Annotated in this window: 18 protein-coding genes; 11 read left to right on the plus strand and 7 right to left on the minus strand. The window is 63.2% G+C overall.

Translation table 11 applies throughout. The features are described from left to right. Positions 1-12: 12 nt before the first annotated feature. From NFG58_RS17570 to tatC, 4 genes are read left to right on the plus strand one after another with little or no spacing between them, the layout of a single operon-like run. Entirely contained in the window at positions 13-345 is a 333-nt protein-coding gene (locus NFG58_RS17570) for a phosphoribosyl-ATP diphosphatase (RefSeq protein WP_045991156.1), read from the plus strand. 57 nt (positions 346-402) lie between these two features. After that, the gene (gene tatA / locus NFG58_RS17575; RefSeq protein ID WP_045991157.1) at positions 403-666 is read left to right on the plus strand and encodes a Sec-independent protein translocase subunit TatA; all 264 of its coding nucleotides are present in this window, start codon (positions 403-405) and stop codon (positions 664-666) included. Positions 667-672: 6 nt separating this feature from the next. Further along, positions 673-1149 carry a Sec-independent protein translocase protein TatB gene (tatB, locus tag NFG58_RS17580; protein ID WP_222516056.1) on the plus strand — a complete coding sequence of 159 codons (477 nt, stop codon included), beginning with the start codon at positions 673-675 and terminating at the stop codon, positions 1147-1149. Further along, the gene (gene tatC, locus NFG58_RS17585) at positions 1146-1922 is read left to right on the plus strand and encodes a twin-arginine translocase subunit TatC (RefSeq protein WP_222516057.1); all 777 of its coding nucleotides are present in this window, start codon (positions 1146-1148) and stop codon (positions 1920-1922) included. Before tatB ends, tatC begins: the two co-directional genes overlap by 4 nt. A gap of 136 nt (positions 1923-2058) precedes the next feature. Here the strand turns inward: tatC and elbB are convergent, their stop codons facing one another. Next, positions 2059-2724 (minus strand): isoprenoid biosynthesis glyoxalase ElbB, encoded by a 666-nt coding sequence (gene elbB / locus NFG58_RS17590; protein WP_222516058.1) that lies wholly within the window; start codon positions 2722-2724, stop codon positions 2059-2061. Between the two features lie 204 nt (positions 2725-2928). Between elbB and hemB the strand changes: the two genes are divergently transcribed. Both hemB and ppk1 read left to right on the plus strand, forming a co-directional pair. After that, positions 2929-3936: a porphobilinogen synthase gene (hemB, locus tag NFG58_RS17595; protein WP_348827071.1), complete on the plus strand. Its 1008-nt coding sequence runs from the start codon at positions 2929-2931 to the stop codon at positions 3934-3936. A 47-nt stretch (positions 3937-3983) separates the two neighbouring features. Further along, positions 3984-6206 carry a polyphosphate kinase 1 gene (gene ppk1, locus NFG58_RS17600; RefSeq protein ID WP_222516059.1) on the plus strand — a complete coding sequence of 741 codons (2223 nt, stop codon included), beginning with the start codon at positions 3984-3986 and terminating at the stop codon, positions 6204-6206. A gap of 341 nt (positions 6207-6547) precedes the next feature. Here ppk1 and NFG58_RS17605 read toward each other — a convergent pair whose 3' ends face one another. Next, positions 6548-8677, minus strand: coding sequence for a PhoX family phosphatase (locus NFG58_RS17605; protein ID WP_124803460.1), 2130 nt, complete (start codon positions 8675-8677; stop codon positions 6548-6550). Positions 8678-8962: 285 nt separating this feature from the next. On the opposite strand from NFG58_RS17605, the gene NFG58_RS17610 reads away from it, so the two are divergent. Beyond that, the gene (locus tag NFG58_RS17610; RefSeq protein WP_124803462.1) at positions 8963-9724 is read left to right on the plus strand and encodes a hypothetical protein; all 762 of its coding nucleotides are present in this window, start codon (positions 8963-8965) and stop codon (positions 9722-9724) included. 216 nt (positions 9725-9940) lie between these two features. Here NFG58_RS17610 and NFG58_RS17615 read toward each other — a convergent pair whose 3' ends face one another. Together NFG58_RS17615 and NFG58_RS17620 are read right to left on the minus strand one after the other, a co-directional pair. After that, positions 9941-10657 (minus strand): urea carboxylase-associated family protein, encoded by a 717-nt coding sequence (locus NFG58_RS17615; RefSeq protein ID WP_204248908.1) that lies wholly within the window; start codon positions 10655-10657, stop codon positions 9941-9943. Between the two features lie 235 nt (positions 10658-10892). Beyond that, positions 10893-11603, minus strand: a complete 711-nt coding sequence (locus NFG58_RS17620; protein ID WP_348827072.1) for an NAD(P)H-dependent oxidoreductase — start codon at positions 11601-11603, stop codon at positions 10893-10895. A gap of 132 nt (positions 11604-11735) precedes the next feature. Here NFG58_RS17620 and NFG58_RS17625 point away from each other — a divergent pair, with 132 nt between their 5' ends. The 4 genes from NFG58_RS17625 to NFG58_RS17640 all read left to right on the plus strand — a co-directional run bounded on the left by NFG58_RS17625 (position 11736) and on the right by NFG58_RS17640 (position 13838). Beyond that, positions 11736-12650, plus strand: a complete 915-nt coding sequence (locus tag NFG58_RS17625; protein WP_181248594.1) for a LysR substrate-binding domain-containing protein — start codon at positions 11736-11738, stop codon at positions 12648-12650. A gap of 231 nt (positions 12651-12881) precedes the next feature. Then, the gene (locus tag NFG58_RS17630; protein WP_348827073.1) at positions 12882-13517 is read left to right on the plus strand and encodes a lysozyme-like domain containing protein; all 636 of its coding nucleotides are present in this window, start codon (positions 12882-12884) and stop codon (positions 13515-13517) included. Then, positions 13499-13624, plus strand: a complete 126-nt coding sequence (locus tag NFG58_RS17635; protein WP_348827074.1) for a hypothetical protein — start codon at positions 13499-13501, stop codon at positions 13622-13624. Before NFG58_RS17630 ends, NFG58_RS17635 begins: the two co-directional genes overlap by 19 nt. A gap of 88 nt (positions 13625-13712) precedes the next feature. Further along, on the plus strand, positions 13713-13838 hold the full coding sequence (locus NFG58_RS17640; RefSeq protein WP_348827075.1) for a hypothetical protein: 126 nt from the start codon (positions 13713-13715) through the stop codon (positions 13836-13838). 96 nt (positions 13839-13934) lie between these two features. On the opposite strand, the gene NFG58_RS17645 is transcribed toward NFG58_RS17640, so the two are convergent. The 3 genes from NFG58_RS17645 to NFG58_RS17655 form a co-directional block, all read right to left on the minus strand. Beyond that, on the minus strand, positions 13935-15014 hold the full coding sequence (locus tag NFG58_RS17645) for a 3-deoxy-7-phosphoheptulonate synthase (RefSeq protein ID WP_108132293.1): 1080 nt from the start codon (positions 15012-15014) through the stop codon (positions 13935-13937). A gap of 316 nt (positions 15015-15330) precedes the next feature. Further along, positions 15331-15498 carry a hypothetical protein gene (locus NFG58_RS17650; RefSeq protein WP_348827076.1) on the minus strand — a complete coding sequence of 56 codons (168 nt, stop codon included), beginning with the start codon at positions 15496-15498 and terminating at the stop codon, positions 15331-15333. A 113-nt stretch (positions 15499-15611) separates the two neighbouring features. Beyond that, a complete protein-coding gene (locus tag NFG58_RS17655; protein WP_181248593.1) occupies positions 15612-15767 on the minus strand; it encodes a hypothetical protein in 156 nt (51 codons plus the stop codon). Between the last annotated feature and the right edge of the window lie 69 nt (positions 15768-15836).

Genomic DNA, 15836 nt, shown 5'->3' on the forward strand with positions numbered 1-15836 from the left:
GAATCTTCACCGATGAGCGATATTCTGAACCAGCTCGACGCCGCCCTCAGCGAACGTCGGCACGCCGATCCTGACACTTCCTACGTTGCCTCCTTGCATCACAAGGGGCTGAACAAGATACTCGAGAAGGTGGGCGAAGAGGCGGTGGAGACCGTGCTTGCCGCCAAGGATGTTGACGCGGATCCAGCCAGTCGCGAGGCGTTGATCGCCGAAACGGCAGACCTGTGGTTTCATAGTCTGGTGATGCTCTCGCACCTGGGACTCGACCATCGGCAGGTGCTGGATGAACTCGCCCGACGCTTCGGCGTATCGGGGCACGAGGAGAAGGCCTCGCGCCGCTCCTGAGCCTCGGCGGGAACCAACGATTCACGGCGCCTGGCGCCGCATATTGAGGAAGTTCTTATGTTAGGTGGTATCAGTATCTGGCAACTGCTGATCGTACTCGGCATCATCATCCTGATCTTCGGCACCAAGAAGCTGCGCAACGTTGGCAGCGACCTGGGTGGCGCGGTCAAGGGCTTCAAGAAGGCCGTCAACGAAGATGAGGACAAGTCGGAGGAGGCCAAGCCCCAGGCCCAGGTCCGTCATGACGAGACCGATACGCCCAACAACACCTACGACGTCGAGGCGGAGCGCAAGCCCGAATCCTCCGACGAGCGCAAGTAACGCCACATGTTCGATATCGGCTTTCTGGAACTGCTGATCATCGGGGTGGTGGGACTGCTGGTGCTGGGTCCCGAGCGCCTGCCCAAGGCCGCGCGTACCGCCGGCCTGTGGATCGGACGCATCAAGCGTTCGGTGGCCGGCATGCAGCGCGAGATCAGCGCCCAGCTCGAGGCCGAGGAACTGCGCCAGAAGCTCAAGGAGCAGGAACGCAAGCTGGACGACAGTGTCAACCAGGCCAAGCGCAGCGCCGAACAAGCCAAGCGCAGCGTGGAATCCATCGCCGACACCCCGAACACGGGCAACGGCGGGCAGGCGGATTCCACCGGCGCCCAGTCTGCCTCGGCCGGCCAGCGGCTGGACGACGCCGTCGACAGTGCCGCACGCGCCTCGTCGTCCAGCGCTTCGGCTTCCACGCTCTCCCCCGCATCAGCGCCCAGCGATGACACCGCCTCTTCCGAGCACAAGGACTCCGCCACCCGATGAGCGATACCGGTGACACTCCGCCGTCAAGCCAGGGCCACGCCCCACTGATCGAACACCTGGTGGAGCTGCGCTCGCGGCTGATGCGCGCCGTGATTGCCATCCTGGTGATCTTCCTGGCGCTCTACGCCTTTTCCAACGACATCTACCAGTTTGTCGCAGACCCCCTGATGGAGCTGCTGCCGGAAGGCTCCCAGATGATCGCCACCGAGGTGGCGTCGCCCTTCCTGGCGCCGTTCAAGCTGACCCTGGTAGTGGCGGTGTTCGTGGCCATTCCCTTCGTCCTGCACCAGGCCTGGGCCTTCGTGGCACCAGGGCTGTACGACAAGGAAAAGGCCCTGGCGCTGCCGCTTCTGGCCTCGAGCGTGCTGCTGTTCTATCTCGGCGCGGCCTTCGCCTACTACGTGGTCTTTCCCCTGCTGTTCGCCTTCTTCACCCAGACCGGGCCGGAGAACGTGCAGGTGATGACCGATATCAACCAGTATCTCAACTTCGTGCTGAAGCTGTTCTTCGCCTTCGGTATCGCCTTCGAGATCCCGATTGCCACCTTCCTGCTCATCCTCACCGGCGCCGCCAGCGTCAAGAGCCTGAGCGCCAAGCGCCCCTACGTCATCCTCGGCTGTTTCGTCATCGGCATGCTGATGACCCCGCCGGACGTGGTCAGCCAGAGCCTGCTGGCGGTACCCATGTACCTGCTCTACGAGGTCGGGCTGCTGTTCGGCCGGCTGGTCAAGAGGCGGAGCAGCGATGACGAGGGAGCGCCGGACGAGGCGTGATCGCCACACCGGCAGAGCCCCCGTCAGCAGAATGCACAAAGCCCGAGGCATTGGCCTCGGGCTTTGCTTTTTTACCGCTCTCGCACCGGTGGTGTTCAAGGCGCTTGGCGACAATGATCCGCCATCGTCTGCCGTCTCAGGTGTTGACGTCCATCATCTCGTCGATACGATCCACCAGCTTGTTGATGCCCAGCGCCGCCTCGCTGATGCGGGTAGCCAGCATATAGGCGGGGGTGGTCACCAGGCGATGCTCGAAGTCCACCACGATATCGTCCACCGCACAGCTGCGATGCAGGCCGCCCATAGCGCTGATGCAGCCACACACCTCGGGGTCGGTACCGATGGTGACGGCGATGCCTGGCCCCAGCACCTTGGGCACCAGCACCGGCGCGATGCACATCAGACCGATCGGCTTGCGCGCATCGTGAAACTCGATCAACAGCTCAGCCAGGTCCTCGTGGACCTCCATCTCGGACTTGGCCGTGGCGTAGTTCGAAAGATTCTTGGCCGCCCCGAAGCCACCGGGCAGGATCAGGGCATCGAAGTCCGATGCCGACAGTTCGTCCAGCGGCGAAATCTCGCCCCGCGCCAGGCGGGCGGACTCGACCAGCACATTGCGCGACGCCTCGACGGCCTCCCCGCTGTGGTGGTCGATCACCTCCTGGTGAGCGATATCCGGGGCAAAACAGCGATAGGCGATGCCCAGCTGGTCCAGGCGCAGCAGGGTCAGGGTGGTCTCGTAGATCTCGGAACCATCCTGTACGCCGCAGCCCGACAAGACGATCGCTACCTGTTTACTCATGTCATTCTCCTTTATAGCGCGTCGCGAACGGGGCCGGACGCGGCCAAGACTGCCACTACTCTAGAGAGTCGCCACGGGTGCGACAAGACGCGACTTTCGGCGAACGGGAGAGGAGGAATATACTCAATCAATGTCATGCTTTTGTCATGAAGTGCCACCAGACTAGCGCGTGGCGCCGAATCCTTGCTTCCGTGGAGTGCCGTCTTGAGTGCCATTACCCCTCGTCTTTACCCCGCCAGCCGTCCTCGCCGCATGCGCAAGGACGACTTCTCCCGCCGCCTGATGCGCGAGAACCAGCTGAGTGCCGACGATCTGATCTGGCCAGTCTTCGTGCTCGAGGACGAAGGCCGCCGCGAGGCTGTACCCTCCATGCCCGGGGTCGAGCGCCTGTCGCTGGACCTGTTGATCGAAGAGGCCCGCGAGGCCGTCGAGCTGGGCATTCCCGCCATTGCGCTGTTTCCGGTGGTCGACGCCGACAAGAAGAGCGAGCTGGCGGAAGAAGCCTACAGCGCCAGCGGCCTGGTCCAGCGCAGCGTGCGCGAGCTCAAGGCCGCCCTGCCCGAGCTCGGCGTGATCACCGATGTCGCCCTGGACCCCTACACCAGCCACGGTCAGGACGGCATCCTCGATGAAGACGGCTATGTGGCCAATGACCGCACCGTCGAGACCCTGATCAAGCAGGCGCTGTCCCATGCCGAGGCCGGGGCCGACGTGGTCGCCCCTTCCGACATGATGGACGGGCGTATCGGTGCCATCCGTGAACTGCTCGAGCGTGAAGGCCTGCCCAACACCCGTATCATGGCCTACAGCGCCAAGTACGCCTCGCGCTACTACGGCCCCTTCCGCGATGCGGTGGGCTCGGCGGCCAACCTGGGCAAGGCCGACAAGTCGACCTACCAGATGGACCCGGCCAACAGCGACGAGGCCCTCCACGAGGTCGCCATGGACATCACCGAAGGTGCCGACATGGTGATGGTCAAGCCCGGCATGCCGTACCTGGACGTGGTCCGCCGGGTCAAGGACGAGCTGCGGGTGCCCACCTACGCCTACCAGGTGAGCGGTGAATACGCCATGCACATGGCCGCCTTCGACAACGGCTGGCTGGACGCTGACACTGTCATCCTCGAGTCGCTGATGTGCTTCAAGCGTGCCGGCGCCGACGGCGTGCTGACCTACTTTGCCAAACGCGCGGCCAGGCTATTGGCCCGCTGATCAGGGGAGGGAGCGGCGCCCTTCCCGAGCCCCGATGAGGAACCACCATGGAAGACGCGCAGAGCGACAACGCCACGATTGAACATGCGACCCTGGGCAAGTCCGACGTCTCGATGAGCGACGCGCCCCAGGCCGATACCCCGGTGCCGCGCCTTAACCAGACGCGCACCGGCATCAAGCCCAAGGCAATGCCGGACCCGGAGGCCGACCTCACTGACCCGAGCCTCTACTTCAATCGTGAGCTGTCGCATCTGCAGTTCAACATCCGGGTGCTGGAACAGGCGCTGGACCAGGCGCACCCGCTGCTCAACCGCCTGATGTTCCTGTTGATCTTTTCCTCCAACATGGACGAGTTCTTCGAGATCCGGGTGGCCGGACTGAAGAGCCAGCTGGCCGTGGGCGACGACGCCACCGGTGCCGACGGCCGCAGCCCACGTTCGGTGCTCGACGAGATCTCGAAGATCGCCCACGAACACGTGGAGCGTCAGTACCGCATCCTCAACGAGCAGCTGATCCCTGCCATGGAAGCTCACAACATCCGCTTCCGTCGGCGTGGGGACTGGACCAAGCAGCAGCGCAAGTGGGTCCATGATTACTTCTCCACCGAGATCATCCCGGTGGTCAGTCCCATCGGGCTGGACCCCTCGCACCCCTTCCCGCGGCTGGTCAACAAGAGCCTCAACTTCATCGTCGAGCTCGAGGGCAAGGACGCCTTCGGCCGCGAGGGCGGCCTCGCCATCCTGCCGGCGCCACGTTCGCTGCCCCGGGTCATCGCGCTGCCGGAAGAGCTGTGCGAGGAAGGCTTCACCGAGTATCTGTTCCTGTCGTCGATGATCCACGCCCACGCCGACGAGGTGTTCCCGGGGATGAAGGTCAAGGGCTGCTACCAGTTCCGTCTGACCCGCAACGCCGACATGACGGTGGATCCCGAAGAAGTCTCGGACCTGGCCTCGGCCCTGCGCGGCGAGTTGCTGGCCCGGCGTTACGGCAGCGGCGTGCGCCTGGAGGTGGCCGACAACTGCCCCGAGGAGCTTTCCGACTTCCTGATCAAGCAGTTCCAGCTCGAACCCAGTGACCTCTATCGGGTCAATGGCCCGGTCAACCTGACCCGCATGATGTCGGTACTGGGTGACGCCGACCGACCCGATCTGATGTACCGCTCCTTTACCCCCGGCGTGCCCAAGCAGGTCAAGCAACCCAACTCCATCATGCAGTCGATGCAGGAAGGCGACATCCTGCTGCACCACCCCTTCCAGTCGTTCACCCCGGTGGAGGACCTGCTGCGCGAGGCCGCCCGCGACCCCGACGTGCTGGCGATCAAGCAGACGCTGTATCGCACCGGTGCCGACTCACCCATCGTCAACGCCCTGGTCGAAGCCGCCGGCCAAGGCAAGGAAGTGACCGTGGTCATCGAACTGCGCGCCCGCTTCGACGAAGCCGACAACCTGGCGCTGGCCTCGCGCCTGCAGGAGGCCGGCGCCATCGTCATCTACGGGGTGATGGCCTACAAGACCCACGCCAAGATGATGCACATCGTGCGTCGCGAGAAGGGCGCGCTGCGCCACTACGCTCATCTCGGCACCGGCAACTATCACTCCAAGACGGCCAAGCTCTACACCGACTACAGCCTGCTCACCGCGGACCCTGTGCTGTGCGCCGACGTGCACAAGGTGTTCCAGCAACTGTCCGGCATGGGCCGCACCCGCCAGATCGAGAAGCTGCTGCACGCCCCCTTCACCCTGCACGAACGGGTCGTGGAAATGATCGAGCGGGAGGCAAGCTACGCGCGCAAGGGCAAGCGCGCCCATATCATCGTCAAGTGCAACTCGCTGACCGAACCCAAGCTGATCCAGGCGCTCTACCGCGCCTCCCAGGCCGGCGTCGAGTGCGACCTGATCATCCGCGGCATGTGCTGCCTGCGCCCCGGCCTGCCCGGTATCTCCGAGAATATCCGGGTGCGCTCGGTGATCGGTCGCTTCCTCGAACACACCCGGGTGTTCCACTTCCACAACGACGGCAAGCCCGAGATATGGGGCTCCAGCGCGGACTTCATGGCGCGCAACATGTTCCATCGGGTCGAGACCTGCTTCCCGCTGCTCGACAAGAAGCTCGCCGCCCGGGTGCGCAAGGACCTCGAGACCTACCTGGTCGACAACTGCCAGAGCTGGCTGCTGCAGGCCGACGGCACCTACATCAAGCAGGATCCGGGCGAGGCCGCACCGATCTCCGCCCAGGAAACGCTGCTGTACGCCTACGCCGCTCGCGCTTGAATAACGCCCCGCATTGACGCGCCATCGGCGCGTCGATAACACCACCCAGGCCCCTCGCCAGCGACGCTGGCGAGGGGCTTTTCATGTTGTCGTCATGTGTCCTGACGGCTGCCGGACGCCGCGCGACCTGCGCCTTGGCCGCCCCAAGCGGTTCCCGGACCAACCGCCTCCCGCTTCAGGCTGCCGATCATCCAGCCCTGGACACCCAGACCCTAGAAAAAACACCCCGGCTCCCTGAAAAGGGAGCCGGGGTGCTGGGGCGGCGCAAGACGTCAGACGTAGAGAACGCCCCTGGAGGTTGCCCGAAAGGCCGACGCAAGCCGGCACCTTTCGGACACGTCCTAGACGCCGATCTGGCCGCCGTCTTCGCGCTGGATCACCACCGTGGCGGCGCGCGGTCGCACGCTGGCATCAGACGCCTGGGTCGCGTCGTCACTGGCCGGCCAGTTGCCCGGATGCTGGATATTGATAAACAGCGCGGTCTTGTCCGGCGTGGGGAAGATGCCAGTGACCTCGCAGCCGTTGGGGCCTACGCAGAAACGCTTGAGCTTGTCCTGGTTGGCCCCGGAGATCACCGCGGCGGCACCATCGGCACGCTCGAGCTCCGCCGGCACGACCGCCAGCACCTGGTCATTGGTGCTCTCGGTGACGCCCTCGTAGCCGTTGTCGGTCTGGATCCACAGGATGCCCTGGCCGTCGCCGCGCTCATCGAAGTAGAGCCCATCGGGACTGGCGAATTCGTTGTCGGCGGTCAGCCCGGACAGGTTGTTCTGGTCACTGGCCGCGGCACCGAACACGAATACCTCCCAGTCGAAGGCGGTGGCATCGCTGCCCTCGCGCCAGCGGATGATCTGACCGGCCTCGTTGTTCGCCCGCGGGTTGGCCGCATTGACCGGTGCCGTGGCGTAGCCGTTGCCCAGCGCGGTGATGTTGTCGCCGTCGCCGGTCAGGGTCGCCTCGGTGCCGTCTTCGGTACGCTTCGAGTTGTTGGTCAGGGTCATGTAAACCTCGCCGGTGGACGGGTCCACCGCGCCCCACTCCGGGCGATCCATCGGCGTGGCACCCATCAGGTCGGCGGCGTCACAGGTGTGGATGATCACCCCGGCCAGGTCATCGGCGTCGAGTTCCAGCGCCTCGGCCAGGGTACGGCCATCCTGGGTGGAAGCGTCCGGCGTCAGCGGCAGCCACTCGCCGCTGCCATCGGCGTTGAAGCGAGCGACGTAAAGGGTGCCGCTGTCCATGTACTTGTCACCGATCGCCAGGCGATCGGCCTCGGCGCCGGGAGCGATGGCATCCGCGGGGTCCCAGGCCGCCTCGGAGACAAACTTGTAGATGTACTCGTTGCGCGAGTCGTGACCGGAGTAGAACACCACCGGCTCGCCTGCTACCAGCTTGCCCGGCCAGCAGCCCTCGTGGCGGAAGCGGCCCAGCGCCGTGCGCTTGATCGCCTGCCTGCCGGTATAGGGGTCGATCTCGACGATATAGCCGAACTGACGCGGCTCGTTGCGGTAGTCACCGCTGGCGTCGTCGGCGACGGGGTCGCCGATCAGACGGGTAAATTCGTCGTCGCGTTCGCTGTCATCACCCGCGGCGGTCTCCCAGCCGTAGCGTCCGCGACCACTGGCGATGCCAAGACGGTCATCGTCCAGGGTACGGCCCTCGTTCTTGACGAAGTAGGCCGGCCAGTTCTCCTCGCAGGTGAGATAAGTTCCCCAGGGCGTGTAGCCGTGGGCACAGTTGTTGTTGGTGCCGCGAGCCTGGGTGCCGCCCGGGGAATACCTGGTCTTGACGTAGTCGCTGCCCGCCACCGGCCCTGACAGGTGCATCGGGGTGGCGCTGGTGTAGCGACGGTTATGGGCGGAACCCTTGACGTGGCTCCAGCGACCATCGGCGTCCTTCTTCACCTCGACCACGGTCACCCCGTGGGCGTTGATCTCGGTGCGCACCTCGTCCGCCGGACGCTTGCCTTCGGTCATGTTGGTAGGGCCGCCCTGGGGCGCCCACAGCGCGTTCTCGTCGATGTATTCGTTGTTCATCACCAGCAGGAAGCGCTCGGAGGCCGTGCTCTCATCCAGCGCGAAAGGATGCATGCCGTCGTGATGCATGCCGACGCTGGCCGCCTGGGCCTGGGGCGTCATCGTCAGATCCTCGCTCCATTCGGGCGCGCTGTCGTCAAGCGGCGTACCCCAGGGCACCAGCACCTGGGCGGTATAGCCCGGCGGCACCACCACGGCGTCGCTGCGCGAACCGGCAATCGACTCGAAGGCCAGCGCCAGCGGCGTCTTGGCCATCCCTGACGACGGCTCGTTGGCGAAGGCCGAGAGACCAAAGCTTCCCAGCATGGTCATGGCCGCCATGCCCATGCCACCCTTCATCACCGCTCGCCGGGAAAGACGACGGTCGAGCACCGAGGAGAAGGGTTCATTACGGCTGGGGTTCAACAGACGATGATCTTCAATTTCCTTGCTCATTGCGCAGTCCTCTTCTTGCAGCCCTCTGTTCGCCGTCAAGGCGTGGGCTGTCGGTGCCAGTCACTGTTGCCGGCCTCGGGTATCGGAGGGGAAAGTCGATCACAGGGGCGACGGCGGTCCGCCGACAACACTAGGTAGTCCAGATGACACTCGTATGACGATAGACGAGGTTGACGCAGAGCACAGGAAGTAGCGCTATTGTAAAAAGAGTAACAGTTGGTGAAAGAAAATGGCTTCGCTCGTCGACACAGTGCACCAACAATCGCTATCGACAGGACCAGAACCATGTGGAATCTGGGACACCGACATCAGCGCATACTTCTTATGCCCCAACGCGCCCCTTCAGCCGACGAAGATCCCGAGCCTCGTTGGTACTGGGTCCACTGTGTCGATCAACAGAGCCTCGACCGGGGCAGCGCCGCCAATGTCCAATCGCTTTCGTGCCTCGACCAGGCACTTCCCTGTTGTCTCGTCATACCGCCACAATCGGTCACCCTGGTAACGCTGGACGGCGCCCTGGCCGAGGAGGTCGACAGCAGGGAGTCACTGGATGAACTGGTTGAGCGGGAGCTTTGCGTAATACCGCACACTCTCGCGCTCCATGTGCTCTATCGTGATGACAGCGCCCTGGATGTCATGGTGGTGCAGCGTACCCTGCTGGCCCAGTGCAGCCGACGCCTGGGACGCCATCACCTCTCGCCCCGCTGGTGGGCCAGCGCCTTCCAGGGTCTGCCGCCGCCCGAACCCGACACCCTGGGCGTACTGCCCTGGGGCGACGACTGGATGCTGAAGTGGCGCCACCCCGAGACCCCTGAACGGGAGCGCTGGCTGTGCTGGCCCAAGAGTCAGGACATGGAGGACCTGAGCGACCATCTTCCGGAAGTGCTGCGCGAGTCGCCATGGAATTGTCCACTGGCCCCCCAGGCCGTCAACGGCCTCGACTGCCTGGACTTCTGTGCCCGCCACCTGCCCGAGGACCTGCCACTGGTGCCCTCGGACATCGGAGGTGAGGGTCAGCCTAGGGAGAAGAAGCCCGAGCCCGCGTAGAGGCAGCGTGATCGCTATCGCTAAACTTCGCTGCCACTGGCCCAAAAAACGTGTAGAGGCGTTTGAAGCGACGAGAGGGAATGCTGAAGTCATATCGTGAGCGATGACGAGCCGGATGCCGCCGGAGCGCAAAGGCTGGAGTTTACCTTCGACGGAATGAGAACCTTTAGCGCCGGCGGCGGAGTTGCAGTGCATCGCCATCTATCCCGTGTTTCTTCAATCTCCGAGCATGACTCCTATACTTTCCGTTTGGCTACCAACTCCGTTGACCGCCGTAATATCCTGGGGACAGCATGACATGACTACGTAACAGGTCATCATTGCCTTGAACACGATCCTGTCGTCTCTTTTGGCCACGGGTGGCACAAATGTCAGTGAGCCATCACCATCAAGTGGAACATTCATCCACACATTGAATGGTGATGGAACATGCGAAACCTCCTTGCCGATGGCAAGCAATGCCATTCGAAGATTATCAACACAGTTGTCATGGTATTCGCTTACGCCAAGCTGTCTATAGCGATTGATATCGCAGGCGGCAATCAATGTGTCATGCACCCCAGGCGAAGTATCTTCCACTAGTTCCAGCATCTCGTTTCTTCTATTGGAAACCATACTGTCACCGACAACCGGCACCAAGCGCCCAAGATGGGTTCGAGTATGTTCCATGGATAGAAATTCGTCTGGATCACTCGTATTGAAAGCCCACATATCGCAGACCTGCAATCCACTTACGTTAATCAGCGTAAGCATCTGCCCTTTTTCCAGTACAACGGCAGCGCCACACCTCGCGGGAATGAAATAGACCTTTCCTGGCTGCAGAACACCATTGCGCGCAAGCGGTTGGCTCACTGACAACTGTTTTTCTTCCAGCGCACCGAAAGAAGCCGCCAGATCAGGCTCCCTATCTCTACTTATATAACCACCCATCATCCACCTCGCTCACTGATTTTTCCGACTTATCATGAAGAATACATTGTTGGAAATCAGACACTCCCTCTCACCACATCGGCCCTCTGACGGCGAGACGCGCAAATTTCTCATCCCGCGAGACTATTCTTATTTCAAGTTCTGCAATACAGACGTTTGCTGGACAGGGAATCACATCTGTTGCCGAGCATCTGGTACCCAGCAGGGGACGATCGTAGAAGCGGTCACGGAGGTGCGCTCACCCCGAGACTGGATCGGAAACAACGCGAGCAACGTCCAGACTGGCCGCCAGCCTGTCGACCAACGCCTCAACGCGTTGCTCCGCCTGAATCAGAGACTGCTGCAGCCGCTCGTCGGCAAACTCGTCATACTCCACGGCGATGCTGTGCAACTCCTCTATGCCGAGATAGGCGAAAACGGTACGCAAGTGTGGTTCGACGTGGTTGGTGTGCTCCATTCGCTCACCAGGCTCGTAGCCATAGTCACCCCGTGCACCAAGCACCACCAAGCGCTTGCCCATGGCGCTCAGCATCGGCCAGTAGGGCAAGCCTGGGCGGGAGCGATCAAAGCCGAAAGTCCGCCCGACTCGCACGATATTGTCGATATAAGCCTTGAATCCGGCCGGAACGCCGAAGTTGTACATCGGGACGCCAGCGATGATCAGATCCGCCTCGAGCAGTTCGTCGACCAGGGAATCACTCTCCGCGAGAACCTCGTGCATCCAACTATCCCGCGCTTCCGGCTTGGTGAAGGCGGCATGAATCCAATCACCGCTGACAGGACGAGGCGGCTGCTGGCCGACATCGCGATAGACGACCCTGTCGTCAGGACGTACCCGTTGCCACTGTGTGACGAAGTGGGCGCTGAGGCGTCTCGAATGCGATCCGTGGGGTTGACTACCGGAAAGTCCGGAGCGTGCGCTGGCATCAAGGTGCAACAGTGTGGCCATGAAGATTCTCCTTTGGGATTAGTACCGCTCATGCTTGGTGGAGCACGAACGACAGAATCTTCCAATCGATTCGGGCCGACAAACGATCTATTCTTTGCAGATGCACAAAAATTTTTTATCCATAGGGGTGTGATGCAACGACGCCGACTACCACTATCGCAGTTGCGTGCCTTTGAGGCGGCAGCACGTCACCGTAGTTTCAAGGGGGCGGCTGAAGAGCTGGCGGTAACGCCCGCCGCGATCAGCCACCAGGTACGTGAACTGGAAAGCTGGCTCGGCGTAGCGCTATTCGAGCGTCGCACCCGCCAGGTGATCCCGACCGACGCGGCAACGGAGCTTTCTCCCGTGCTACGCCAGGGCTTTGACGCCTTCGCCGAGGCATTGGAAAGTCTGCTCAAGCGAACGACACCCGCCAGCGTCACCCTCTCCTGCACTCCGGCCTTCGCCAGCCAGTGGCTGCTTCCTCGACTGACCGACTTTCATTCGACGAATCCCGATATCGCCTTGAATATCCATGCCAGCGAGAGCGTGCTTGATCTGACGCATGGAACCCGCCTGGCGATTCGTTACGGTATGGGCCCCTATCCGGACCATGAGGTGGTGACCCTGGCGACCGATCGCATTGCCCTGGTCGCCAGCCCGCAACTCCAGCTGGCTGGCGTCGACGACCTCAGGGGTGTTCGTCATATCGATTTCGACTGGTACTGTCCGAACCTTGGCCTGCCCGGCTGGGCTCAGTGGTGTCAGGCGTTGGGGTCTACCCCTGCCGTGCTGGGGCCTCGACTCGCCTTCTCCGAAGAAAGTCACGCGATCCAGGCCGCTATCTCCGGTCAGGGCGTGGCCCTGCTGGGCTTGACCCTGGTGCAGGATGAGATCGCTCGTGGTGTGCTGGAGGTGCCATTCGGCCCGTTTCTACCGGGACTGCACTACCACCTGATCAGGAGCCAAACAATGTCCGACAATGCCATCCTCGACAAGGTGGTAGTTTGGCTTCAACAGGCGTTTTCAGCGGCAACCGCTACCATAGGCGAACAACAGGCACCTTGATGCAACCCGTTTGCCTTCCCGCAAGAAATGACCGTCCTGGCCTTGAGCGTGGCGCTGGATGATCGAACTCAGACGTCATCGGACATCGAAGGCGTTCGCCCCATCGCCCCCTCTCCGATGACCCGAAGCAGCCGGTGGGACATGTGAGGATGACCCGACACTGCACGGGAGGGCATACTGGGGGCGATATCACTAAAACGGGAAAATGTTGTGAAACGGGCCATGCCAGGGATGCGGTCTGCTCTACTCACTACGGTGCTTGCCGCGGCGCTTGTTACTCTCAGCGGCTGCGCCGCCTTAGCCCCGGCGCCGCCGAGCCATCAGGACAATCTGTGCGAGATCTTTCGCCAGCAGCCTGACTGGTACGACGCCACCCAGGCCTCCTATGAAAAGTGGGGCACGCCCCCCTGGACCCAGATGGCCTTCATCAAGCGCGAGTCGTCGTTTCGCAGCCACGTCAGGCCGCCACGTACCAAACTACTGGGCTTCATTCCGTGGACGCGCCCGTCCTCGGCCTACGGCTATGCCCAGGCCCAGGATCCGGTATGGGGCGAATACGATGACGCCGCCGGCGGGCTGTTCGCCAGTCGCACCGACATGGACGACGCCACCGACTTCATCGGCTGGTACAACGCCCGCACGCGGCGCATGACGGGGGTGTCACTGTCCAACCCCGAGCACCTGTACCTGGCCTACCACGAAGGCCAGGGCGGCTATCAGCGCGGCAGCTATCGCGCCAAGCCGGCGGTGCAACGCGCGGCGCGGGAGGTGGCCAGCACCGCTTCCCGCTACCGCAGCCAACTGGCAGCCTGCGAGGCGGAATTCCGCTGCGACAGCTTCTATCAGGTATGGCCCTTCTGCCGCTGAGTCAGGTGGCCACCCACTATGCCTCCCGCTACCGCGGCCAACTGGCGGCCTGCGAGGCGGAATTCCGTTGCGACAGCTTCTATCAGGTATGGCCCTTCTGCCGCTGAGTCAGGTGGCCACCCACTCTGCTTCCCGCTACCGCAGCCAAATGGCAGCCTGCGAGGCGGAATTCCGCTGCGACAGCTTCTATCAGGTATGGCCCTTCTGCCGCTGAGTCAGGTGGCCTCCCACAATGCTTCCCGCTACCGCAGCCAACTGGCGGCCTGCGAGGCGGAATTCCGCTGCGACAGCTTCTATCAGGTATGGCCCTTCTGCCGCTGAGTCACGTCCCCACCCACGGCGCGAGCCAGTTTCGCCGGACAAAAACGACCAGAGGCCCGAAAGGGCCTCTGGTCTGGTTCGTTCGCATCGTCGGGCTCAACCCTGCTGGGCAAGACGCTCGGCAGCCAGGCTCAACAGGTGTTCGGTGGTCTCCCAGCCGATGCAGGCGTCGGTGACCGAGACACCGTAGCGCAGCTTGCCGGGCTCCAGGGGTTGTTTGCCCTCGTTCAGATGGCTTTCGAGCATCACCCCGATCAGCGAGGTGTCACCGGCCAGGCGCTGGGCCAGCACCTCGAGCAGGACTTCGCTCTGACGGCGATGGTCCTTGCGCGCATTGGCGTGACTGCAGTCCACCATCAGCCGCGGCGGCAGGCCGGTGCCGATCAGCGCCTTCCTGGCGGCGGCGACCGCGTCGACCCCGTAGTTGGGCTCACCGTGGCCGCCCCGCAGCACCACATGGGTGTAGGGGTTGCCGGCGGTCTCGCGCATGACCGGCTGCCCCTGCTCGCCCACCGCGAAGTGCTGGTGGGGGTGGGCGGCCGAGCGCATGGCGTCCAGTGCCACCTGGACGTCGCCGCTGGTGGCGTTCTTGAAGCCGACCACCGCGCCGATGCCACTGGCCATCTCGCGATGCAGCTGGGATTCGGTGGTGCGTGCGCCGATCGCGACCCAGGCCAGCAGGTCCTCAAGGTAAGGAGCGATCATCGGCTGCAGGATCTCGGTGGCCACCGGCAGGCCCAGCTCGACGATCTCGCGCATCAGCTGGCGTGACAGCTCGAGCCCACGCGCCATGTCGCCCTTGCCATCCAGGTCCGGGTCATAGGCCAGGCCCTTCCAGCCCACGGTGGTCCGGGGCTTCTCGACGTACACCCGCATCACCACCAGCACTCGATCACGGATGCTGTCGGCCAGGGAGGCCAGGCGCCGGGCGTATTCAAGCGCCGACCTGGGGTCATGGATCGAGCAGGGCCCGACTACCGCCAGCAGGCGATCGTCACGACCCTCGAGAATGTCACGGATCTGCTGACGCTGAGCGTCGACGCGATCGCTCAGGGTCGTCCCGAGTGGGCACTGGCGCTTGAGCGCCTGCGGGGTCGGCAGGGTCATCTGGGGGGCGGTCTCTTGCGTCGCGGCAGCGTTGAGGTCGGCGGTGGCAAGCGAAAGGCTGGCGGTCATGGTATCAGCTCCGTGTGGTCGTACATCGTTGGGTGCGTCGACCACCGAGGCGCTCACGGTCGGAGGTGGCCAGTTGGGCCGACCGCGCGTCGATAAATCGCCAGCTATCGCCATAGGCATAGCCATGGGAAATGGTGCTGGCGAAGAGTCGATATGCGGTCATGTCATTGCTCCGGTTGCCTGCCTTTCGCAGGTGAGTGCTACTGAGTGAAAACGTCTGGCCATACAAACAAGGAACCCCCGGACGGGCAGCCGTCCGGGGGTTCTGGGAGGCGGCCCTGGGGGGGGAGCGCCTCGCGAGTGCCAGATACTTGGATCAGGCCTCGCGCACCAGCGCCCCGGTATCAAACCAATACCAGGAAAAGCTGGGCCAATAAAAGGACACCGCGTCCGCATGCACACAATCCGAGCCCAAGACGGCACCGACGAGGGCGCTTTCGCTGCCATCGGGTCGGGGTCGGGTCGGGTTTGCGTGATCGGTCATCGGTGTCTCCTCGAATCTTGTTTCATCCTGCCCCGCGCCGGAGCAAATGGCAACCCCTGTGCACGGGCAGGAAAAGCGCCGTGCCGTCGACCATGGTCGACTGACGTCCCTGGCTAGCCTGTCGCCAGCTGCACCCAGCCGATGGTCGCCGGCAGGCAGGTCATGCCGACCATCACCACCAGGCCGAGAAAGATCGTCAGGAATCCGCTTTCGTCATGAAAGCCGTCGTGAGAGCTGTCGCCATGCAGATCGTCGTCGTGATGGGCCATGGGTCGCCTCCTTGTGATGTTGTTGTCAGGGTCATCCAGAGTCTAGGGGGATTCCTCGGGTCAGGCGAG

The sequence above is a fragment of the Halomonas sp. RT37 genome (assembly GCF_040070525.1).
In the GTDB taxonomy this organism is placed as follows: domain Bacteria; phylum Pseudomonadota; class Gammaproteobacteria; order Pseudomonadales; family Halomonadaceae; genus Halomonas; species Halomonas litopenaei.